Source organism: Xanthomonas sp. F1 (assembly GCF_014199855.1).
In genome coordinates, this window is record NZ_JACHOK010000003.1 from 205,849 (window position 1) to 227,093 (window position 21,245).

A 21,245-nucleotide genomic window follows, 5' to 3' on the forward strand; every position below is an offset into this window, starting at 1 on the left:
CGTCTTCCGTTGCTTTCTCTCTTCCACCTCTTTCCGGTTGCCGTCGATGCGTCTACCCGCCCTGGCTGCATGTTGTCTCACGGTCCTGTCCGGCCTGGCGCTGGCCCAGGAGCCGACCCTTCCCGCCACCGCGCCGGCGTCGGCCGCTGCCGCGAGCGCCACGCCGCTGCCGTCCCCGGCCGAACGCGAACGCTCGGCCACGCTCAAGCAACTCGGCATCGACTACGAGATGACCCTGCGCGGCATCCAGGGCAGCGCCGGCATCCCCTTCAGCACGCGCACCGACGAAGTGGTGCAGGCGGCGAACCTGCACTTGGTCTACAGCTACTCGCCGGCGCTGTTGCCGGACCTGTCGCACCTGAAGGTCAGTGTCAACGGCGTCACCGTGGCGGCGCTGCCGGTCAGCCGCGAGAACGCCGGCAAGCTGCAGCAGAGCGACGTGCCGATCGATCCGCGCCTGATCAGCGACTACAACCGGCTCAACCTGCAACTGATCGGCCACTACACCCGCGACTGCGAGGACCCGGACCACACCAGCCTGTGGGCCAACATCGATCCGTCCACGCGGCTGTCGCTGACCGCCACCCCGCTGGTGCTGCGCAACGACCTGGCGCTGCTGCCGGTGCCGTTCTACGACAAGCGCGATACGCGCCGCCTGGAGCTGCCGTTCGTGTTCCCGCAGCGCCCGGACCTGGCCACGCTGCGCAGCGCCGGCATCGTCGCCTCCTGGTTCGGCGCGCAGGCCGGCTACCGCGGTGCCTCGTTCGGCGTGGCCATCGGCGACGTGCCGGCCACCGGCAACGCGGTGCTGTTCGCCACCGCCGCGACCCTGCCGGCGGAACTGGCGGCGACCCAGGCCGGCCTGGCCGAGATCGCCGGCCCGACCCTGGCGATGATCACCAACCCGCGCGATGCCACCGGCAAGCTGCTGCTGGTGCTGGGCCGCGACGACAACGACCTGCAGCAGGCCGCCACCGCGCTGAGCCTGGGCACGCCGTTCAACGGCCCGGTGGCGCGCATCGGCGAGCTCAAGCAGGCGCAGCCGCGCAAGCCCTACGACGCGCCCAACTGGATCTCCGGCGACAAGCCGGTGCGTTTCGGCGACCTGGTCGCGCAGACCTCGCAGTTGAACGTCAGCGGCTACCACCCCGACCTGATCCGCGTCGGCCTGCAACTGCCGCCGGACCTGTTCGTGTGGCAGCGCGACGGCATCCCGGTCAACCTGCGTTATCGCTACACGGTGCCGGAGACGCAGAACAAGTCGGCGCTCAACGTCAGCATCAACGACGCCTTCGTCACCACGCTGCCGCTCAACGGCCACGCCTATGCCGAGTCGTTGCCGCTGCGCTGGTGGCACGAACTCTCGCCCAAGGGCGCGATGCCGGTGGAGCAGAAACTGCTGCTGCCGACCGGGCCGTTCTCGGCCAACAGCCAGCTGCGTTTCCACTTCTTCTTCGACCGCCCGCAGGCGGAAGCGTGCAAGAACACCTTCCCGGACGTGTCCGGCGCGATCGACGCCGATTCCAGCGTGGACCTGCGCTCGTTCCATCACTACATGGCGATGCCGAACCTGGCCGCGTTCGGCAATGCCGGCTTCCCGTTCACCCGCCTGGCCGACCTGTCCGAGTCCACGGTGGTGGTGCCGGACGAGATCGGCGACCAGGACATGGCCAACCTGCTGACCCTGCTCGGCCGGCTCGGCGGGTCCACCGGCTACCCGGCGCTGCGGGTGACCCTGATCCACGCCGCCGAGGTCGACAAGCACGCCGACAGCGACCTGCTGGTGTTCGGCAGCCTGCGCTCGCAGCCGCTGTTCCAGCGCTGGAGCGCGGCGCTGCCGATCGGCGACGGCGCCAGCGGCCGGCGTTTTTCGATGAGCGACTGGGTGCTGGACAAGCTGCCCGGCTTCCTGTCGTTCGATGCGCGCCGCACCGACCTGCCGACCACCGCCGAAGTGGCGGTGAAGCCGGCGCCCGGCGACGTGGTGCTGATGGGCTTCCAGTCGCCGCTGAAGGCTGGGCGCAGCGTGGTCGCGCTGCTGGCCGAGGACCCGGCCAGCGTCGAGGACTTCTTCGACGCCTGGCTCGAGCCGGCCACGCTGAAGGACTTCCAGGGCAGCGTGGTGCTGCTGCAGAAGGGCAAGGTGCGCAGCCTCGCCGGCAACCAGACCTACTACGTCGGCCACCTGCCGCTGCCGACCTGGGCGCGCTGGTACTTCTCGCAGCACCCGCTGCTGCTGGGCCTGGCGGTGGTGCTGCTGAGCGTGTTGCTGGCGCTGGCCGCACGCGTGGTGCTGCGCCGGCATTCGGCGGCGCGGCTGCAGGAAGGGCGGTGAACGACCACATCGGCCAACGCCGGCGCCTGCTCGGCGGCCTGCTCGCCGCCAGTGCGGCGACGCTGTTGCCGCCGGCGCGCGCCGCGCTTGCGTCGGCGCCGGCCTGCGCGCCGTGGCGCGAGTGGACCGCGTTCGTCGCCAAGCACGTCGATGCCAGCGGACGGGTGATCGATTTCCAGCACGCCGACCAGCGCAGCACCTCCGAAGGCCAGTCCTATGCGCTGTTCTTCGCGCTGGTGGCCAACGACCAGGTGCTGTTCGAGCGCGTGCTCGGCTGGACCCGGCACAACCTGTGCGGTGGCCGCCCGCAGCAGGTGCTGCCGGCCTGGCTGTGGGGCCGTGCCAGCGACGGCAGCTGGCGCGTGCTCGACGGCAACAGCGCCAGCGACGCCGACCTGTGGATCGCCTACGTGCTGCTCGAGGCCGGGCGCCTGTGGCAACGGCCTGGCTACACCCAGGCCGGCCTGCAGATGCTGGCGCTGGTGCGGCGCACCGAGCTGGCCGAGCTGCCCGGGTTCGGCGGCTTGCTGTTGCCGGCGGCCAAGGGCTTCGTCCGGCCGCAACGCTGGACGCTCAACCCCAGCTACCTGCCGCTGCAGTTGCTGCGGCGCTTCGCCGCGGTCGATCCGAAGGGGCCGTGGGCGGGCCTGGCCACGCGCAGTGCGCGGATGCTGCGCGACAGCGCGCCGGTCGGCTTCGCGCCGGACTGGATCGCCTGGGACGGCCGCGCGTTCGGCATCGATCCGGACAAGGGTGCGCTGGGCAGCTACGACGCGATCCGTGTCTACCTGTGGGCCGGCATGCTCGACGCCGCCGATCCGCTGCGCAAGGCGCTGCTCGAGGATCTGTCCGGCCCGCTGCAGCAACTGCGCGCGCAAGGCCGCCTCGACGAGAAGATCGACACCCGCCAGGGCGTCGGCAGCGGCCAGGCGCCGCCCGGCTTCGCTGCCGCCCTGCTGCCATACCTGAGCGCGCTGCGCGAACCGGCGCTGCTCAAGGCGCAGGCGCAACGCATTCCCGCGCCCGGCGACGCCGCCGCGGCCCGGCTTCCCTACTACGACCGGGTGCTGATCCTGTTCGGACGCGCCTGGCTCGACAACCGCTACCGCTTTTCCGCAGACGGCGCGCTGCAGCCCGCCTGGAGAACCCAATGCTCCGCATGAATCTCAAGACCCTGTACCTGGCCGGCATGATCGACCTGTGCCTGCTCGCCGGCAGCGCCCACGCGCAGAACGCCGACGCCACCCAACAGTTGGTCAGCCAGGGCAACTACTGGCACGACCAAGGCCGCGACGATCTCGCCGCCGACACCTGGCGCAAGTTGCTGCAGGTCGATCCGAACCAGCCCGACGCGCTGCTCGGCCTGGCCCAGATCGACCTGGCGCAAGGCCGCCAGACCGACGCGCGCAAGCGCTTGGTGCAACTGCAGAAGGTGCACCCGCAGGCGCCGCAGACCCAGCGCTTGGCCATGTCGATCGGCGGCACCGGCGACAACGTCGACCTGCGCAACGCGCGCCGCGCTGCCGCTGCCGGCCGCTACGTGGACGCGGTGCGCGCCTACCAGGCGCTGTTCGACGGCAAGGCACCGCCGGACTCGCTGGCGCTGGAGTACTACCAGGCGCTGGCCGGCACCCCGCAGGGCTGGGAAGGCGCGCGCGACGGCCTGCGCCGCCTGGCCGCCGCACAGCCGGACAATACCGCCGCGGCGCTGGCGCTGGCGCAGGTGCAGACCTATCGCGAGCCGTCGCGGCGCGAGGGCATCGCCCAGCTCGCCGCGCTGAGCAAGCGCGCCGATGTCGCCGGCCCGGCCCGCGCCGGCTGGCGCCAAGCGCTGCTGTGGCTCAACGCCGGCCCTGCCGATGCGCCGCTGTACCAGGCGTTCCTGGCGGCCAATCCCAACGATGCCGAGGTGGCCAAGAAGGCCGCGCAGTTGCAGGAGCGCCGTGCCCAAGGCGCTGGCGACCCGGCCGGCGAACAGTTGGGCGAAGGCTTCAAGGCGCTCAACGCCGGCAACCTGGCGCTGGCCGAACAGCGCTTCGCACAGGTGCTGCGCGCGCGTCCGCGCGATGCCGAGGCGCTCGGCGGCCTGGGTTCGGTGCGGCTGCGCCAGCAGCGCTTCGGCGAAGCGCAGGAACTGCTGCGCCCGGCCGCCGCCGCCAACGGCAAGTGGCGCGGCGCGCTGGACAGCGCGCGCTACTGGCTGCAGCTGCAGCAAGCGCAGGCCGCACGCACACGCGGCGACAACGACGCCGCGCTGCGCCTGGCCCAGCAGGCGGTCAAGCTCAAGCCCGAGGAGGCCGCCGGCTACGCGCTGCTGGGCGACCTGCAGTCGGCCAGCGATGCCGCCGCCGCCGAAAAGAGCTACCGCGAGGCGCTGCGCCTGCATGCCGACGATACCGGCGCACTGCAGGGCCTGATCGCCCTGTACAGCCGCCAGGGTCGCGCCACCGAGGCCAATGCGCTGTTCGCCCGGCTCAGCCCGGCGCAGCGCCAGCAGGCCGGTGGCGAGTCCGCATTGAAAGCCAACCTGCAGCGCGCCCGCGCGCAGCAGGCGCTGGAGGCCGGCGACACCGTCACCGCGCAGAGCGAGCTGGAGAAGGCGATGGTCGACAACCCGGGCGATCCGTGGGTGCGCCTGGACCTGGCGCGCCTGTACCAGCAGGCCGGGCGCCCGGACCAGGCGCGCAGCGTCATGGACGGCCTGCTCGCGGTGCACGGCGACATGCCCGAGGCGTTGTACGCCAATGCGCTGCTGGCGCAGGAACGCGGCGACTGGGCCGCTGCCTACGCCAGCCTGGAGCGCATCCCGGCCAACGCGCGCACCGCCGAGATGAGCGCGCTGCGCAACACCGCCTGGGTGGAACAGCAGGCGGCCCAGGCACGCCTGCTGCAACAACAGGGCCGTGGCGGCGAAGCGCAGTTGCTGCTGGGCCGCACCGAGGCCGCGCTGGGCGATGCGCTGGAGCAGCCGGCGCTGCTGGCGGCGATGGCCGGCGCCTATGCCGACATCGGCAGCAACCAGCGTGCATTGACCCTGGCGCAGCGCCTGGTCGCGCAGAACCCGTCCACCGAGGCGCGCCTGCAGTACGCCGGCGTGCTGCTGCGCGCGCACCAGGACGCCGAACTGGCAGCGACCCTGCGCCAGCTGCGCGACAGCGAGATGAGCGCCGAGCAGCAGCGCCGCTACCAGGCGTTGCGCAGCGGCTACGTGCTGCGCCAGGTCGATGCCCTGCGCGAACTCGGCAACCTCGAAGCCGCCTACGACGCGCTGGCGCCGCTGCTGGCGCAGCAGAACCAGGATCCGCAGGCGGTGGCCGCGCTGGCGCGGCTGTACGCCGCTGCCGGCGACCAGCGCCAGGCGCTGGTGCTGTACCAGCAGCAACTGCAGCAATCGCCCAACGACCTGGACACGCTGATCGCCGCGGCCAACACCGCCGCCGCGCTGCGCGACCTGCACAGCGCCGAGGACTACCTGCAGCGCGCGCTGGCGCAGGCGCCGGATTCGCCGCAGGTGCTCGGTGCGGCCGGCCGCGTGTACCGCAGCGCCGGCAAGAACCGCAAGGCCGAGAGCTACTTCCGTGCCGCACTGGCGGCGCAGGCGCGCGAATCGGGTCAGTACGACAACGGCCTGCCGGCCGCCAACGGCCCGGCGTCCTACGCCGCCGCCGGACGCCCGCTCAATCCTTTCGCCGGCATGAACGGACGCATGCCGCGCAGCGCCGCGGTGGTGTCCGACAGCCTTGGCGGCGGCGTGCCGGCACCGGCCTATGCGGCGTCTGCGTTGCCGGCATCTACACCGGCCATGACCGCCGGCGACGACCTGCAGCCGCCGGCCAGCGCCAGCGCCGTGGGCGTGGCCCTGGCCGCGTTGCCGGTGCCGGGCCAGCGCAGCACCACCACCCGCACCGCGCCGCGCGACCTGTCCGACGATGGCTTGCTGACCGCCGCGCCGCGCGCGTCCCTGCGCCAGCCGGCTGCACCGGCCGCGTCCACCAGCGGTTCCAGCGTGCTCGAGGAACTGCGCGAAGTGCAGGCCGAGAACAGCGACAGCCTCGCCACCGGCGCCAGCTATCGCGCCCGCGACGGCGAAGCCGGCCTGGGCCGGCTGCGCGATCTGGAAGTGCCGCTGCATGGCGAGTTCGCGGTGGGCGAGGGCAAGCTGCAGGTCGATGTCACCCCGACCCTGCTCGACGCCGGCACGCTCGGCACCGGCTACGCCACCGCTAGCCGTTTCGGCGCCGGCCCGGCCGCGGCGATGGGCGATGCCCTGGCCGCCGACCGCACCCCGATCGACAGCCTGGTCGGCAGCGACCTGTACCAACTGCTGCTCACCGAGGGCAACAGCAACGCCACCCGCAACGCGCTGCGCACTTACGCGGTCAACACCGGGCTGTACAACAAGCTGTTCAACGACACCGACCCGGCGCTGACCAACGCACAGCGCGAGGCGGCGGCGCTGCAGGCGCTGTACGCCGAGCCGCTGTCGGCGTTCCTGCTCGGCAACACCGCCGCCGACACCGCGATCGGCACGCTGGCCAGCGCCATCCTCGGCGATGCCTCGCGCAGCGCCGACCTCAGCGCCGCCGACATCGCCCGCTTCCGCAACCTCGCCGCCAACCCCACTGCCGCGACGCTGACCCCGGCCGGCTTCAGCCAGGCGCTGTACACCATGGCGGCCAACGGCAACGGCGCGCGGCGCATGGACCAGGACGCGCGCGGCGTCGGCATGGCGGTGACCTACAAGAACGGCGGCTTCAGCGCCGACCTGGGCAGCACCCCGGTCGGCTTCCCCGAGCGCCGCATCGTCGGTGGCGTCGGCTACCGCGGCCAGGCCGGCGACAACCTCACCTATTCCGGCCAGGTGTTCCGCCGCGCGGTCAGCGACAGCCTGCTGTCCTTCGGCGGCGTCGACGACGGCCGCGCCGGACTCGGCTGGGGCGGCGTGACCAGCAACGGCCTGCGCCTGTCGGCCACCCTGGACAACGGCTTGCTCGGCGGCTACGCCAGCGTCGGCGCCGACCGCCTGGTCGGCCGCAACGTGGCCAGCAACGACCACCGCCAGGTCGACCTGGGCGTGTACGTGCACGCGCTGGACACCGAGAACCAGTCGCTGACCGCCGGCCTCAACCTGACCGCGATGCAGTACGACAAGAACCTGGGCGGCTACACCTACGGCCAGGGCGGCTACTTCAGCCCGCAGGACTACGTGGACCTGGGCTTCCCGGTGCACTGGAGCGGGCGCACGTCCGGGCGCACGGTCAACTGGAGCGTGGACGCCAGCGTCGGCGTGCAGCACTTCCGCAGCGACGATAGCCCGTACTTCCCGACCAGCGCGCAGATGCAGCAGGCCGCCTACGACGCCGCCTCGTTGGCCGCGCTGTTGGGGCTGACCGACCGCTACGTCGCGCCGGTCTACGCCGGGCAGAGCAAAACCGGCATGTCCTACAACATCGCCGGTGCGGCCGAATGGCAGATCGCCCCGCAGCTGTTCCTGGGCGGCCGCCTGCTGTTCAACAACGCCCGCGACTACACCCAGTTCAGCACCAACCTCTACGTGCGCTTCGTGCTCGACCGGCTCGGCGCCGGCCTCGGCCGCCGCCCGCAGGTGCTGGCGTCGCCGTACGTGCCGGAGTAGGGCGCGCGCCGCACGAACACCGGCGTAGGAGGCAACGGTCATGCGGCCGCGACAAGCGACGCCGAAAGCCGACTGACGCCCTCCGTCGTCGGGACTGAAGTCCCTCTCACAAGGATGCCCAGCCCGTCCCTGTGGGAGTGACGTCAGGCGGGGTCACGTGTGGAATCCGTCTCGGCTGATGGCCCACGGCGATGCGGAACCACGCGTGACGGAACGCGCGATACGCTGGCTGGGTGCACTGTGGGAGGGACTTCAGTCCCGACGCATTGCGCCATGGGGAAGCGCGCCACGTCGCGCGTCGCGGCTGCATGACAGTTCGCTCCTGCAGAATTTCGCCAGCAGCTTTGCTGCAACACGGGGATTGCACCGCAGTTGGGGCAGGGACGCCGCCCTCGCTGCACGCGCCGTCGCCACGGCGGATAATCGCGGCCATCCCCGCTGCCAGGAGTCCGCCATGATCCGCGACATCATCCGCATGGGCGACCCGCGCCTGCTGCGTCAGGCGCCGCCGGTCACCGACTTCGACAGCGCGCAACTGCACGCGCTGGTGGCCGACATGTTCGAGACCATGGACGCCGCGCGCGGTGTCGGCCTGGCCGCGCCGCAGATCGCGGTGGATCTGCAGTTGATGGTGTTCGGCTTCGAGCGCAGCGCGCGCTATCCGGAGGCACCGCCGGTGCCGCGCACCGCCCTGGCCAACATGGTGATCGAACCGCTGTCCGACGAGCTGGAAGACGGCTGGGAAGGCTGCCTGTCCATTCCCGGGCTGCGCGCGGTGATTCCGCGCTACCGGCACATCCGCTACCGCGGCGTGCTGCCCGACGGCACCCCGCTGCAGCGCGAGGCCGAGGGCTTCCACGCCCGCGTGGTCCAGCACGAGCACGACCACCTGATCGGCCGGCTGTATCCCTCGCGCATCCGCGACTTCGACAAGTTCGGCTTCGAGGACGTGCTGTCGTACGAGTTGTAGCGCGGGGATGCGCGGCGTGGCCGACGCAAGCGTGGCCGTCCGCGCCGCATGCATGCGATGCAGCGCGCTTTGTGGGAGCCACTTCGGTCGCGACGGGCTCTGCCGGTAAAGCCCGTCGCGATTGAAGTCGCTCCCACAGGGGCTTGCGGCGAGCTCGCCGGGTGCATTGTGGGAGGGACTTCAGTCCCGACGCATGGCGCCATCGGAAAGCGCGCCGCTTCGCGCATCGCCGCTGCACGACAGTCGGCTCCCACAGATCTTCCAGAGCCCGAGCGCGTTCCTACCCGGCAGGCACCCAAAATGCACACGGCCCGCGCGAGGCGGGCCGTGGCGGGTGCTGCAGAAAAACGTACCGCGGCTTACTTCAGCGCCTTGAAACGCAGGCGCTTGGGGCCGGCGTCGTCGCCCAGGCGACGCTTCTTGTCTTCCTCGTACTCGCGGTAGTTGCCCTGGAAGAACTCCACGTGCGAGTCGCCCTCGAAGGCGAGGATGTGGGTGGCGATGCGGTCCAGGAACCAGCGATCGTGCGAGATCACGAAGGTGTTGCCCGGGAACTCCAGCAGCGCGTCTTCCAGCGCGCGCAGGGTTTCGATGTCCAGGTCGTTGGACGGTTCGTCGAGCAGCAGCACGTTGCCGCCCTGCAGCAGGGTCTTGGCCATGTGCAGGCGGCCGCGCTCACCACCGGACAGCGAACCGACCATCTTCTGCTGGTCCTGGCCCTTGAAGTTGAAGCGGCCGATGTAGGCGCGCGACTGGATCTCGATGCCGTTGATGTTGAGGATGTCCAGGCCGCCGGCGATTTCCTGGAAGACGTTGTGGTTGCCTTCCAGCTTGTCGCGGCTCTGGTCCACGTACGACAGCTGCACGGTCGGGCCGACCACGATCTCGCCCGAATCCGGCTTCTCCTGCCCGGTGATCATCTTGAACAGGGTCGACTTGCCGGCGCCGTTGGGACCGATGATGCCGACGATGGCGCCCGGCGGGATGATCATCGACAGGTTGTCGATCAGCAGGCGGTCGCCGAACTTCTTGGAGACGTTCTTGAACTCCATCACCGAGTTGCCCAGGCGCTCGCCCGGCGGGATGAAGATTTCGTTGGTCTCGTTGCGCTTCTGGTAGTCCACCGACTGCAGTTCGTCCAGGCGCGCCAGACGCGCCTTGCCCTTGGAGCGGCCGCCCTTGGCGTTCTGCCGGGCCCACTCCAGTTCCTTCTGGATCGCCTTCTGCCGCGCCTTTTCCTGGTTCTCTTCCTGCTTCAGGCGCTCGTCCTTCTGCATCAGCCACTCGGTGTAGTTGCCCTTCCACGGAATGCCGCGGCCGCGGTCCAGTTCCAGGATCCACTCGGCGGCGTTGTCGAGGAAGTAGCGATCGTGGGTGACCGCCACCACGGTGCCGGTGTAGCGCGCCAGGAACTGCTCCAGCCACTCCACCGACTCGGCGTCGAGGTGGTTGGTCGGTTCGTCGAGCAGCAGCATGTCCGGCTTCTGCAGCAGCAGCCGGCACAGCGCCACGCGGCGCTTCTCGCCGCCGGACAGGTTGGCGATCTTGGCGTCCCACGGCGGCAGCCGCAGCGCGTCGGCGGCCACGTCGAGCTGGTTCTCCAGGGTGTGCGCATCACCGGCGGCCAGGATGGCCTCCAGGCGCTCCTGTTCCTTGGCCAGCGCGTCGAAGTCGGCGCCTTCCTCGGCATAGGCGGCGTACACCGCTTCCAGCGCGGCCTGCGCCTGCAGCACTTCGCCCACGCCTTCCTCGACCGACTCGCGCACGGTCTTGTTCGGGTCCAGCTCCGGCTCCTGCGCCAGGTAGCCGACCTTGGTGCCGGGCTGCGGACGCGCCTCGCCTTCGAAATCGGTGTCCACGCCGGCCATGATCTTCAGCACGGTGGACTTGCCGGCGCCGTTGAGGCCGAGCAGGCCGATCTTGGCGCCGGGGAAGAACGACAGCGAGATGTCCTTGATGATCTGGCGCTTGGGCGGCACGGTCTTGCTGACCCGGTTCATGGTGTAGATGTATTGCGACATGGCGGCTCCAAAGGCGCAGGGCGCCCGCCGGCCGGCGGCCGGAGGGCGTCGAAAGGGATGGCGGATTATAGCCGGACGGCCGCCGGCATTCGTTGCCGCGCGGTGGCGGCAGCAGAGGCGTGGGCGTTGCCGCGCGGCCTACTCGGCGATCGGCGGCAGCGCTGCGCTCGGTACCGTTGCCGATGCGCCGGCACGACCCTGCCGGCGCAGATAGAGCAGTGCGCAGAGCACCAACACCAGCATCGCCAGCCACTCGCTGGTCAGCGCCGCCTGCATCGCGGCCAGGCTGCCGCCGTCGCGGGCGTGGGCATAGATCGCGCCCAGTGCCGCCGGGCCCAGGCCCATGGCCGCCTGCAGGATGGTGGAGAGCATGGCGCTGCCGGCGCCGGCATGGTCGGTGGGCACCTGCGACAGGCCGATGCGGTAGAAGCTGGCCACGATCCAGGCCTGGCCGGCGCCGATCAGCGCCGTCGCCGGGGCCAGGTTGAGTGCGCCGGGATGCGGCCACACCGCGTGCAGGGTCCAGCCCAGCGCCAGCAGGCCCAGCATCTGCACCAGGCAGCCCAGCAGCAGCGTCGGTACCGGGCCACAGCGCACCGCCACGCGGGCGCTGACCAGCGCGGAAGCGAAGTAGGCCACGCCCATCACAAGGAAGGCATTGCCGGAGTGCAGCGGCGACAGGCCGGCGCCGGTCTGCAGGGTCAGCGCCAGCACGAACATGAAGCCGCTCCAGCAGGTGAAGAACACCCCACCCACCAGCAGCGCGAAGCGCACGCTGGGCAGCCGCAGCAAGGCCGGCGGCAGCAGCGGCGTGCGCCCGCGGCGTTCCTGCCACAGTTCGACCCGGGTCAGTGCCGCCAGCAACGGCAGGCACGCGGCCAGCACCGCCAGGCATGCCGGTGGCCAGTGCAGGGAAGGGCCCAGCGCCAACGGCAGCAGCAGGCAGGCCAGGAACAGCCCCAGCAGCCCGGCGCCGGCCAGGTCGGGCGGCATCCGCCGCGCCGCGCGGGTCTCCGGCACGGTGCGCAGGCAGGCCATCGCCAGCAGGCAGAACGGCAGGTTGATCAGGAACACGCTGCGCCAGCCGGAGCCGGCGATGTTGGCGCTGACCAGCGATCCGCCCAGCACCTGGCCGATGACGAAGGCGATGCCGCCCAGCGAGCCGTACAGCGCCAGCGCCCGGGCGTGCGCCTTGCCGTGCAGGCTGACGTGGATGGTGGCGAGGATCTGCGGCACCGCCAGCGCCGCGCCCAGTCCCTGCAGGATGCGGCCGGCCAGCAGGGCCGGGACCGAACCGGCCACCCCGCACAGCAACGAGGCCAGGCCGAACAGCAGCACGCCGGCGCCGAACATGCGACGCCGGCCGACGTTGTCGCCGAGCCGGCCGCCCGCCGCCAGGCCCACCGCGAAGGCGACGCCGTAGACCGCCACGATCAGCTCCAACTGGGTCGCCGACGCATGCAGCGTGTGCGCGATCGAGCTGAGCGCGACATTGAGGATGGAGAAATCGATCAGCGGCAGCATCTGCCCGATCAGCAGGATGCCCAGGCCGCGGCGGCTCAGGGTGGGGACGGTGGCGGACATGGCGGAAGCGGGGGAGGCGGGCGTGGTCATGGCGCGCAGTATGGTGAGCCGATAAACTGGTACAAGGACTCATTTATCCTGGTACTGATGGTGCCTCCCTGGCGTCTCGGGCCGGCGCGTTGCGGGGCGACATCCCCCGCGGCGTGATGGGACACGACGGCGCAGCGAGCGCCGTGCACGCGCACGGCATCGTTCGGCACTGGCGAACAGCGAAGCGGAGAAGACGATGCAACTGGACCTCGCCCCTTCCACCTCCAAACCGGAGCGCGTGGCCGCGCCCGCCGCGTCGGGCCCGGCCCTGGCCAGCGAGCGCGCCCGGGCGCTGGGCGCCTTCCTGCGTGCCCGCCGCGAGAGCCTGGACCCGGCGCGCCTGGCGCTGCCGCGCGGCGGCAGGCGTCGCACCCCCGGCCTACGCCGCGAGGAAGTGGCCTTGCTCGCCGATGTCGGCGTGACCTGGTACACGTGGCTGGAACAGGGGCGCCCGGTCCGCGCCTCGGCGCGCGTGCTGACCGCCATCGCCCGCGCTCTGCAGTGTTCGGAGGTCGAAACCGCGCACGTGCTGGCACTGGCAGGTGTGGGCGGCACGACCGCTCTGGCGGCGCCGCCGTGCGAACGGCTGACCGGCACCGCGCGCATGCTGCTGGACCAGCTCGGGCCGTGGCCGGCGATGCTGCAGACTCCGCGCTTCGACATCCTCGGCGCCAACCCGGCTTTCGAGCGGCTGATGGGCGTGACCCTGGCCGACCTGGCGGACGCGGACCGCAACTGCGTCTATCAGGCTTTCACCAATCCGCGCTGGCGTGACGCACTGCTCGATCGGCAGGACGTGCTGCAGCACATGGTGGCATTGCTGCGCGCGGCGATGGCCGAGCACTTGGGCGAGCCGGAATGGGAGGCGTTGCTGGCGCGCTACCGTGCTGCCTCGCCCGAGTTCGATGCGCTGTGGCGGCAGCGGCGCGAGGTGCGCGGCGTGGAGAACCAGCTCAAGCGCTTCCGCCATCCGCAGGAAGGCGAGCTGCGCCTGCAGCAGGTCAACTGGTGGTCGGCGCCGCGCAACGGCAACCGCCTGGTGGTCTATTTGCCAGCCGATGACACGGCGCAGGCGGCGCTGTTGCGCCTGCACGCACAGGCCGCAAGTACCGATGGATGAACGCTTTCCTAGTCCGATCCGCAAAGCTGAATACGTAACCGATTCCAGCAGGAGGCGGTTCAGACGGCAAGGGTCTAAATGCAACCGCCACACAACGTGACGGAGTTGCCATGAACATGAAACGCATTGCCACAATTGCCCTCTCGTCCGCGCTGGCGCTGGGTTTCATGGCGCCATCCGCATTCGCCTGGGGCCCGGGCTGGGGCCCGCCGGGTCCCCCGGGGCCGCCGCCCCCGCCGCCGGGACCGGGGCCGCGCGACCATGGCTGGTACGACCGCGGCTACCGCGATGCCGATCGCGAGCGCTACTGGCGCGACCGCGAGCGCGACCGCCGTGACGCCCGCCACGCCTACGACCGCGGCTACCGCGACGGCTATCGCAACGGCCCCGACGTCGTCTACTACCGCCCGGGCCCGCCGCGCTGGGCGCGCGGCCAGCGCTACTACGGCCCGAACTACGTGGTCTACGACTACGACCGCTACCAGGTCCGGCGCCCGCCCCACGGCTACCGCTGGGTGCGCGACGACACCGGCAACCTGCTGCTGGTCGCCATCGCCAGCGGCATCATCGCCGACCTGGTGCTCAGCGGCCGCTGAACCCCTGCTGCAGCACCACCAGACGGCCTCCTTCGGGAGGCCGTCTGCGTTTTGGTTCGCCCTGGGCGCTGCGCGGGGCTTAAACTAGCGGTCTGCCTTCTGTCCATGCCCCCGGAGACCCGATGTTCCCGCGCGACGCCCGCATCGAAACCTACGATCCCGACCTGGCCCGCGCCATCGCCGCCGAAGCCGGCCGCCAGGAAGACCACGTCGAGCTGATCGCCAGCGAGAATTACTGCAGCCCGCTGGTCATGGAAGCGCAAGGCAGCCAGCTGACCAACAAGTACGCCGAAGGCTATCCGGGCAAGCGCTACTACGGCGGTTGCGAATTCGTCGACGTCGCCGAGCAGCTGGCCATCGACCGGGTCAAGCAACTGTTCGGCGCCGACTACGCCAACGTGCAGCCGCACAGCGGCTCGCAGGCCAACCAAGCGGTGTACTTCGCGCTGCTGCAGCCGGGCGACACCATCCTCGGCATGTCGCTGGCGCATGGCGGCCACCTGACCCACGGTGCCAAAGTCAACGCCTCCGGCAAGTTGTTCAACGCCGTGCAGTACGGCGTCAACGACCAGGGCCTGATCGACTACGACGAAGTCGAGCGCCTGGCCGTGGAGCACAAGCCGAAGATGGTGGTGGCGGGCTTCTCCGCCTACTCGCAGGTGATCGACTGGGCGCGCTTCCGCGCCATCGCCGACAAGGTCGGTGCCTACTTCTTCGTGGACATGGCGCACGTGGCCGGCCTGGTCGCCGCCGGCGTGTACCCGACCCCGCTGCCGCACGCGCACGTGGTCACTTCCACCACCCACAAGACCCTGCGCGGCCCGCGTGGCGGCATCATCGTGGCCAGTGCTGCCGGCGCCGGCGACAAGCTCGAGGACCTGTCCAAGAAGCTGCAGTCGATCGTGTTCCCGGGCATCCAGGGCGGCCCGCTGATGCACGTGATCGCGGCCAAGGCGGTGGCGTTCAAGGAAGCGCTTGAGCCGGAGTTCACCAGCTACCAGCAGCAGGTGGTGAAGAACGCGCAGGCCATGGCCAAGACCCTGATCGCGCGCGGCTACAAGATCGTTTCCGGTGGCACCGAGAACCACCTGATGCTGGTGGACATGATCGGCCGCGAGGTGTCCGGCAAGGACGCCGAGGCCGCGCTGGGCAAGGCCCACATCACCGTCAACAAGAACTCGGTGCCCAACGACCCGCGCTCGCCGTTCGTGACCTCGGGCCTGCGCCTGGGCACCCCGGCGATCACCACCCGCGGCTACCAGGAACAGGATTGCGTCGACCTGGCCAACTGGATCGCCGACGTGCTCGACGCCCCGGCCGACGACACCGTGCTTGCGCGCGTGCGCGACGCGGTGACCGCGCAGTGCCGCAAGTATCCGGTGTATGGGTAAGACGCCGGGACCCGGGACCCGGAACCCGGGACCCGCGAGAGCGGCGGTCCCGGTGGTCGTGCGCCTGGCCTTGCGGCCAGGTGGCGGGCGCTTTTCGCTTTTCCCCGGGTCCCCGGTCCCGGGTCCCGAGTCCCGGCTCTCCTGATGCACTGCCCTTTCTGCCAGCACACCGATACCCGGGTGATCGATTCGCGCGTGTCCGAGGACGGCGCGACGATCCGCCGGCGTCGCGAGTGCGAGGCCTGCGGTGAGCGCTTCAGCACGTTGGAGACGATCGAGCTCAAGCTGCCGACGGTGATCAAGAGCGACGGCGGCCGCGAGGCGTTCGATGCGCGCAAGCTGCGCACCAGCTTCGACCGCGCGCTGCAGAAGCGGCCGGTGGCCGAGGAGCAGATCGAGGCGGCGGTGCGCGCGGTGGTGCATCAGTTGCGCATGTCCGGCGAACGCGAACTGCCCTCGATCCGGGTCGGCGAGTACGTGATGGCCGAGCTGCGCAAGCTCGACCACGTCGGCTATGTGCGGTTCGCTTCGGTGTACCGCAGCTTCCAGGACGTGGCCGATTTCCGCGAGGAGATCGAGAAGCTCGAGCGCGAGTTGCCTGTCGGCAGCGAGCAGTTGCCGCTGCTGGACCTGGTGCGCGCGGCCAAGCCGGGCGACAAGACCGGCAAGCGCTGAGCGCATGCGCATCGTCTGTCTGGCCGAGGCCGCGCAGCACATCCCGGCGCTGGCACAGGAACATCTGCAGGCGTTCGGTCCGCTGCTGCCGGAGTGGAACGTGGTGGAGGCCGAGGCCGACCTGCGCAGTCATCGCGACGACCGTCGCATCCCCACCAGCTGGATCGCCCTGGACGGCGAGGATTGGCTGGGGTCGGTGAGTCTGCTGCAGAACGACGATGCGCGCATTCGCCAGTTCTCGCCATGGCTGGCCACGCTGTACGTGCGGCCGCAGGCACGCGGTGCCGGCGTCGGCGCTGCTTTGGTCGCGCACTGCGCGCAGGCTGCCGCGCGCTTCGGTGTGCAGTGGTTGTACCTGTACTGCGAGCCGGTGCTGGTGCCGTTCTACGAGCGCCTGGGCTGGCAGCGTCACGCCGACCTGCCGCTAGGGCTGCTGCAGATCGTGGTGATGCGTCGCGACGTCGGCACTGCTGCCGCATGAGCACCGACGTCGTCTCCAACTTTTCCGCCGACGATCATCGCTGGATGGCGCAGGCCCTGCGCCTGGCCGAGCGTGGCGCCTACACCACGCGGCCGAACCCGATGGTCGGCTGCGTGATCGTGCGCGATGGTGCGGTGGTCGGCGAGGGCTTCCACCAGCGCGCCGGCGGACCGCACGCCGAGGTCTTCGCGCTGCGCGCCGCCGGCGAACGCGCCCGCGGCGCCACCGCCTACGTGACCCTGGAGCCGTGCGCGCACTACGGCCGCACCCCGCCGTGCGCGCTGGCGCTGATCGAGGCCGGGGTGACGCGGGTGGTGGCGGCGATGGCCGATCCGTTCCCGCAGGTCAATGGCGGCGGCTTCGCGCTGCTGCGCGACGCCGGCATCGCGGTGCAGGCGGGCCTGATGGAAGCGCAGGCGCGCGCACTCAACCGCGGTTTCCTGTCGCGGGTGGAGCGTGGCCGGCCGTGGTTGCGGATCAAGCTCGGCGCCAGCCTGGACGGGCGCACCGCGCTGGCCAGCGGCGAATCGAAGTGGATCACCGGTCCTGCCGCGCGGCAGGACGTGCAGCACTGGCGCGCCCGCGCCGGCGCCATCCTGACCGGCGCCGGCACCGTGCTGGCCGACGATCCCGCGTTGACCGTGCGCCTGGACGCGGCGACCGAAGTGATGCCGCCGTTGCGCGTGGTGCTGGATGCGCAACTGCGCAGCCTGGCCCAGGCCAAGGTCCGCGACGGCAGCGCGCCGACCCTCTACCTGCACGCGCCGGACTGCGTGCCGCCGGCGCTGGAGCACGCCGCGTTCGCCGCGGTGCCGCTGCACGACGGCCGCAGCGACCTGCACGCGGCGCTGCGCCTGCTCGCCGAACACGGCATCAACGAGGTGCAGGTCGAGGCCGGCGCGACGCTGAGCGGCGCCCTGCTGCGCGCCGGCCTGGTCGACGAGGTGCTGGTGTACATGGCGCCGCTGCTGCTGGGCGATACCGCCCGCCCGCTGCTGGCCGGGCTGGGCATCGAGACCATGGCGCAGCGCGTACCGCTGCAGTTGCAGAACGTGCGCCAGCTCGGCGAGGACCTGCGCCTGCTGCTACGGCCGGCAGCCGGCGCCAGCGCGGATGCGGCCTCGCCCTGAGCGATCGCCGGTGATGCGCGCCGCCGCGCGCAAGGTTGCCGTGTGCCTCGCGACGCTTTGTCCCACCGGTGGCGCGCTGTACCGGGCGGCCGCCACGGCCGCGCCTGCTAGAATGCCCAGGCCGGTTCGCCGGCGACCACAAACGTCTTCAGGGCGGGGTGCGATTCCCCACCGGCGGTAGGTGCGTTCGCGCACGAGCCCGCGAGCGCTTCCCGGCGCAGGCGCGACCCGCCGAATCGGGAAGGTCAGCAGATCCGGTGCGATGCCGGAGCCGACGGTATAGTCCGGATGAAAGAAGACGGCCTTCGCGCAGCCTTGCGGCTGTGCGCGCGCCTGTTTGCCTTGTGGCGTTTTTCGCTCACCCCATTGCGAGAAACGTAGCTATGTTCACCGGAATCATCGAAGGCGTCGGCCATCTCGCCGCACGCCAGCCGCAGGGCGGCGATATCCGTTTCACCTTCGCCACCGGCAGCCTGCCGTTCGCCGACGTGCGCCTGGGCGAGAGCATCGCGGTCAACGGCGTGTGCCTGACCGTGATCGCCTTCGACGCCGCCTCGTTCCAGGCCGACGCCTCCACCGAGACCCTGGCGCTGACCACGCTCGGCCGCCTGGCCGAGGGCGCGGTGCTGAACCTGGAGCGGGCGATGCGCCCCAGCGACCGCCTCGGCGGGCACCTGGTCAGCGGCCACGTCGATGGACTCGGTGAGGTGCTGTCGATCCACGACGACGCGCGCGCGCAGCGCTGGCGTTTCGCCGCGCCGGCGGCGCTGCTGCGCTACATCGCCAAGAAGGGCTCGATCTGCGTGGACGGGGTCAGCCTCACCGTCAACGCGGTCGATGCCGAAGGCTTCGAGGTCGCGCTGATCCCGCACACCGTGGCGCACACCGCGTTCGCGCAGACCGCCGTCGGCGCGGCGGTGAACCTGGAGATCGACCTGGTCGCGCGCTACGTCGAACGCCTGCTGCAGGGCCGCCAGGACTGATCCTGGCCGCGTCCGTTTCGCCTGTCCGCCACGCTGCGCCGCTGCCTGCGGCGCGCGCGGCACCTTCCGTCTTTCCGCGAGTCCCACAATGTCGCCTTCCGTCACCCCGAGCCTGAATTTCGCCTCCGTCCCCGAGCTGCTGGAAGAACTGCGCGCCGGCCGCATGGTGGTCATCGTCGACGACGAGGACCGCGAGAACGAGGGCGACCTGATCATGGCCGCCGAACTGGTCAAGCCCTCGGACATCAACTTCATGGTCACCCATGCGCGCGGCCTGGTGTGCCTGTCGCTGACCCGCGAGCGCTGCACGCAGCTGGGCCTGGCGCCGATGGTCCAGCGCAACACCGCGCAGTTCCATACCAACTTCACCGTCAGCATCGAGGCCGCCGAAGGTGTCACCACCGGCATCTCCGCCTACGACCGGGCACACACCGTGCGCACCGCGGTCAAGCCGGATGCCAAGCCGCACGACCTCAGCCAGCCGGGCCACATCTTCCCGCTGATCGCCCAGCCGGGCGGGGTGCTGACCCGCGCCGGCCACACCGAGGCCGCCGGCGACCTGCCGATGCTGGCGGGGCTGGAGCCGGCCGGCGTGCTGGTGGAAGTGCTCAATCCCGACGGCAGCATGGCGCGGCGTCCGCAACTGGAGGAGTTCGCCCGCACCCATGGCCTGAAGATGGGGTCGATCGCCGACCTGATCGCCTACCGCCTGGCCACCGAACACACCGTCGAGCGCATCGACGAGCGACCCATCGACACCGAGTTCGGCGGTTTCACCCTGGTCACCTACCGCGACCGTATCGCCCACGACCTGCACTTCGCGCTGGTTCGTGGCACCCCGGATGCGGACACCCCGACCCTGGTACGGGTGCAGGTGGAGAATCCGCTGGCCGACCTGCTGCACTGGCGCCGCGAGGACTTCGGCGTGGCCGCCAGCGATGCGCTGCGCGCGATCGCCGCCGCCGAGCGCGGGGTGATGGTGGTGCTGTCGGCGCCGCGCGACAGCGAGGCGCTGCTGGCGCGGCTGCGCGCGCAGCCGGAGGCGGCGCATGGCAAGGACGTGGGCCAATGGCGGCGTAACGGCGCCGGCAGCCAGATCCTCGCCGACCTGGGCCTGGGCAAGCTGCGCGTGCTCGGCACCCCGCGCCGGCAGATTGGCCTGGCCGGGTTTGGGCTGGAGGTGGTGGAGCACGTAGAGCCGGGAATCGGGACCCGGGACCCGGGGCCCGGAAAAGCCTGATCCCGGCGCGCGACCTCGTTTGCTTCTCCCGGACCCCGGGTCCCGGGTCCCGGCTGTTAAACTCTCTCACCCCCTCAAGCTGCCACCGCCATGTCCCATTACGAAGGCGACCTCCGCACTCCCGAGTCGGCGCGTTTCGCGATCATCGCCAGCCGCTGGAACGCCCGCATCACCGACGTGCTGGTCGCCGGCGCGCGGCAGAGCCTGGCCGGCAACGGCATCGCCGAGGACGCGGTGGACGTGATCCGGGTCCCGGGCGCGTGGGAACTGCCGCTGGTCGCCGCACGCCTGGCCGCGGCCGGCAAGCATGCCGCGATCATCGCGCTGGGCTGCGTGATCCGTGGCGACACCCGCCACTACGAACACGTCGCCGACGGCTGCGCCCAGGGCCTGCTGCGGGTGTCGCTGGACTTCCGCATCCCGGTGCTCAATGGCGTGCTCGCCGTGGAGCAGGTCGAGGATGCCGAGGCGCGCGCCGGCGGCAGCCATGGCAACAAGGGCGAGGAAGCGGCGCTGAGCGCGCTGGAGATGGTCAACCTGCTGGAGTTGCTGCCGTGAACAAACCCGCTGGCCACAAGCATCACCCGCGCCGCGACGGCGTCGATCCGGTCCTGCGTTCGCGCGCGCGCCGGCGTGCATTGCAGGCGATCTACGCCTGGCAGATCTCCGGCGGCAACGCCCAGCACGTGATCGCGCAGTTCGCGCACGAGCAGGCCCACGAGATCGCCGACCTGGTGTACTTCGAGAACCTGGTCGAAGGCGTGCTCAAGCATCGCGCCGAACTGGACGAGGCGCTGGTCGGTTACCTGGACCGCACGGTCGAGGAAGTGGACGCGATCGAGCGCGCAGTGCTGCGCCTGGCCGCCTACGAACTGCTGCACCGCATGGACGTGCCGTACCGCGTGGTGATCAACGAAGCGATCGAGACCGCCAAGCGCTTCGGCTCCGAACACGGCCACACCTACGTCAACGGCGTCCTGGACCGCGCCGCGCTGCAGTGGCGCGCGGTGGAGTCGGGGGGCGGCGGCGCCTGACGGCGCGGGATTGAGCATTC

16 protein-coding genes and 1 riboswitch are annotated in these 21,245 nt (G+C 70.9%); of the genes, 14 read left to right on the plus strand and 2 right to left on the minus strand.

Features of this window, described 5'->3' with window-relative positions; all coding sequences use genetic code 11:
- Window positions 1–46: 46 nt before the first annotated feature.
- The 4 genes from bcsB to GGR71_RS09800 all read left to right on the plus strand — a co-directional run bounded on the left by bcsB (window position 47) and on the right by GGR71_RS09800 (window position 8,940).
- Window positions 47–2,335, plus strand: a complete 2,289-nt coding sequence (gene bcsB, locus GGR71_RS09785; protein WP_160957478.1) for a cellulose biosynthesis cyclic di-GMP-binding regulatory protein BcsB — start codon at window positions 47–49, stop codon at window positions 2,333–2,335.
- Window positions 2,332–3,498 (plus strand): cellulose synthase complex periplasmic endoglucanase BcsZ, encoded by a 1,167-nt coding sequence (gene bcsZ / locus GGR71_RS09790; protein WP_160957477.1) that lies wholly within the window; start codon window positions 2,332–2,334, stop codon window positions 3,496–3,498. Before bcsB ends, bcsZ begins: the two co-directional genes overlap by 4 nt.
- Entirely contained in the window at window positions 3,486–7,970 is a 4,485-nt protein-coding gene (locus tag GGR71_RS09795; protein WP_160957476.1) for a cellulose synthase subunit BcsC-related outer membrane protein, read from the plus strand. Before bcsZ ends, GGR71_RS09795 begins: the two co-directional genes overlap by 13 nt.
- A gap of 454 nt (window positions 7,971–8,424) precedes the next feature.
- A complete protein-coding gene (locus tag GGR71_RS09800; RefSeq protein WP_160957475.1) occupies window positions 8,425–8,940 on the plus strand; it encodes a peptide deformylase in 516 nt (171 codons plus the stop codon).
- Window positions 8,941–9,299: 359 nt separating this feature from the next.
- Here GGR71_RS09800 and ettA read toward each other — a convergent pair whose 3' ends face one another.
- Both ettA and GGR71_RS09810 read right to left on the minus strand, forming a co-directional pair.
- Window positions 9,300–10,961, minus strand: a complete 1,662-nt coding sequence (gene ettA / locus GGR71_RS09805) for an energy-dependent translational throttle protein EttA (RefSeq protein ID WP_048492413.1) — start codon at window positions 10,959–10,961, stop codon at window positions 9,300–9,302.
- Window positions 10,962–11,099: 138 nt separating this feature from the next.
- Window positions 11,100–12,545, minus strand: a complete 1,446-nt coding sequence (locus GGR71_RS09810) for an MFS transporter (RefSeq protein ID WP_160957474.1) — start codon at window positions 12,543–12,545, stop codon at window positions 11,100–11,102.
- A 226-nt stretch (window positions 12,546–12,771) separates the two neighbouring features.
- Here GGR71_RS09810 and GGR71_RS09815 point away from each other — a divergent pair, with 226 nt between their 5' ends.
- The 10 genes from GGR71_RS09815 (at window position 12,772) to nusB (ending at window position 21,225) form a co-directional block, all read left to right on the plus strand.
- A complete protein-coding gene (locus tag GGR71_RS09815; protein ID WP_160957473.1) occupies window positions 12,772–13,695 on the plus strand; it encodes a helix-turn-helix transcriptional regulator in 924 nt (307 codons plus the stop codon).
- A gap of 110 nt (window positions 13,696–13,805) precedes the next feature.
- Window positions 13,806–14,291, plus strand: a complete 486-nt coding sequence (locus GGR71_RS09820) for an RcnB family protein (RefSeq protein ID WP_160957472.1) — start codon at window positions 13,806–13,808, stop codon at window positions 14,289–14,291.
- Window positions 14,292–14,413: 122 nt separating this feature from the next.
- Complete coding sequence (gene glyA / locus GGR71_RS09825) at window positions 14,414–15,682, plus strand: serine hydroxymethyltransferase (protein WP_160957471.1); 1,269 nt, start codon at window positions 14,414–14,416, stop codon at window positions 15,680–15,682.
- A 144-nt stretch (window positions 15,683–15,826) separates the two neighbouring features.
- The gene (gene nrdR, locus GGR71_RS09830; protein ID WP_010340907.1) at window positions 15,827–16,357 is read left to right on the plus strand and encodes a transcriptional regulator NrdR; all 531 of its coding nucleotides are present in this window, start codon (window positions 15,827–15,829) and stop codon (window positions 16,355–16,357) included.
- A gap of 4 nt (window positions 16,358–16,361) precedes the next feature.
- Window positions 16,362–16,838: a GNAT family N-acetyltransferase gene (locus tag GGR71_RS09835; RefSeq protein ID WP_048490541.1), complete on the plus strand. Its 477-nt coding sequence runs from the start codon at window positions 16,362–16,364 to the stop codon at window positions 16,836–16,838.
- On the plus strand, window positions 16,835–17,968 hold the full coding sequence (gene ribD, locus GGR71_RS09840; RefSeq protein ID WP_160957470.1) for a bifunctional diaminohydroxyphosphoribosylaminopyrimidine deaminase/5-amino-6-(5-phosphoribosylamino)uracil reductase RibD: 1,134 nt from the start codon (window positions 16,835–16,837) through the stop codon (window positions 17,966–17,968). The genes GGR71_RS09835 and ribD overlap by 4 nt, the downstream gene beginning before the upstream one ends.
- 140 nt (window positions 17,969–18,108) lie before the next feature.
- Window positions 18,109–18,272: riboswitch (FMN riboswitch) on the plus strand.
- Between the two features lie 79 nt (window positions 18,273–18,351).
- Window positions 18,352–18,951 (plus strand): riboflavin synthase, encoded by a 600-nt coding sequence (locus tag GGR71_RS09845; RefSeq protein ID WP_160957469.1) that lies wholly within the window; start codon window positions 18,352–18,354, stop codon window positions 18,949–18,951.
- Window positions 18,952–19,063: 112 nt separating this feature from the next.
- On the plus strand, window positions 19,064–20,191 hold the full coding sequence (gene ribB, locus GGR71_RS09850; RefSeq protein WP_160957565.1) for a 3,4-dihydroxy-2-butanone-4-phosphate synthase: 1,128 nt from the start codon (window positions 19,064–19,066) through the stop codon (window positions 20,189–20,191).
- 90 nt (window positions 20,192–20,281) lie between these two features.
- Window positions 20,282–20,749 carry a 6,7-dimethyl-8-ribityllumazine synthase gene (gene ribH, locus GGR71_RS09855; protein ID WP_017917653.1) on the plus strand — a complete coding sequence of 156 codons (468 nt, stop codon included), beginning with the start codon at window positions 20,282–20,284 and terminating at the stop codon, window positions 20,747–20,749.
- On the plus strand, window positions 20,746–21,225 hold the full coding sequence (gene nusB, locus GGR71_RS09860) for a transcription antitermination factor NusB (RefSeq protein ID WP_048490537.1): 480 nt from the start codon (window positions 20,746–20,748) through the stop codon (window positions 21,223–21,225). The genes ribH and nusB overlap by 4 nt, the downstream gene beginning before the upstream one ends.
- Window positions 21,226–21,245 lie beyond the last annotated feature (20 nt).

Excerpts from the sequence above, each read along its gene's own strand:
- GGR71_RS09815 (WP_160957473.1), top strand. The coding sequence starts at position 12,772 with ATGCAACTGGACCTCGCCCCTTCCACCTCCAAACCGGAGCGCGTGGCC.
- GGR71_RS09810 (WP_160957474.1), bottom strand. The coding sequence starts at position 12,545 with ATGTCCGCCACCGTCCCCACCCTGAGCCGCCGCGGCCTGGGCATCCTG.
- GGR71_RS09845 (WP_160957469.1), top strand. The coding sequence starts at position 18,352 with ATGTTCACCGGAATCATCGAAGGCGTCGGCCATCTCGCCGCACGCCAG.
- bcsB (WP_160957478.1), top strand. The coding sequence starts at position 47 with ATGCGTCTACCCGCCCTGGCTGCATGTTGTCTCACGGTCCTGTCCGGC.
- ribH (WP_017917653.1), top strand. The coding sequence starts at position 20,282 with ATGTCCCATTACGAAGGCGACCTCCGCACTCCCGAGTCGGCGCGTTTC.
- GGR71_RS09800 (WP_160957475.1), top strand. The coding sequence starts at position 8,425 with ATGATCCGCGACATCATCCGCATGGGCGACCCGCGCCTGCTGCGTCAG.
- nrdR (WP_010340907.1), top strand. The coding sequence starts at position 15,827 with ATGCACTGCCCTTTCTGCCAGCACACCGATACCCGGGTGATCGATTCG.
- ettA (WP_048492413.1), bottom strand. The coding sequence starts at position 10,961 with ATGTCGCAATACATCTACACCATGAACCGGGTCAGCAAGACCGTGCCG.
- glyA (WP_160957471.1), top strand. The coding sequence starts at position 14,414 with ATGTTCCCGCGCGACGCCCGCATCGAAACCTACGATCCCGACCTGGCC.
- GGR71_RS09820 (WP_160957472.1), top strand. The coding sequence starts at position 13,806 with ATGAACATGAAACGCATTGCCACAATTGCCCTCTCGTCCGCGCTGGCG.
- GGR71_RS09835 (WP_048490541.1), top strand. The coding sequence starts at position 16,362 with ATGCGCATCGTCTGTCTGGCCGAGGCCGCGCAGCACATCCCGGCGCTG.
- ribD (WP_160957470.1), top strand. The coding sequence starts at position 16,835 with ATGAGCACCGACGTCGTCTCCAACTTTTCCGCCGACGATCATCGCTGG.
- GGR71_RS09795 (WP_160957476.1), top strand. The coding sequence starts at position 3,486 with ATGCTCCGCATGAATCTCAAGACCCTGTACCTGGCCGGCATGATCGAC.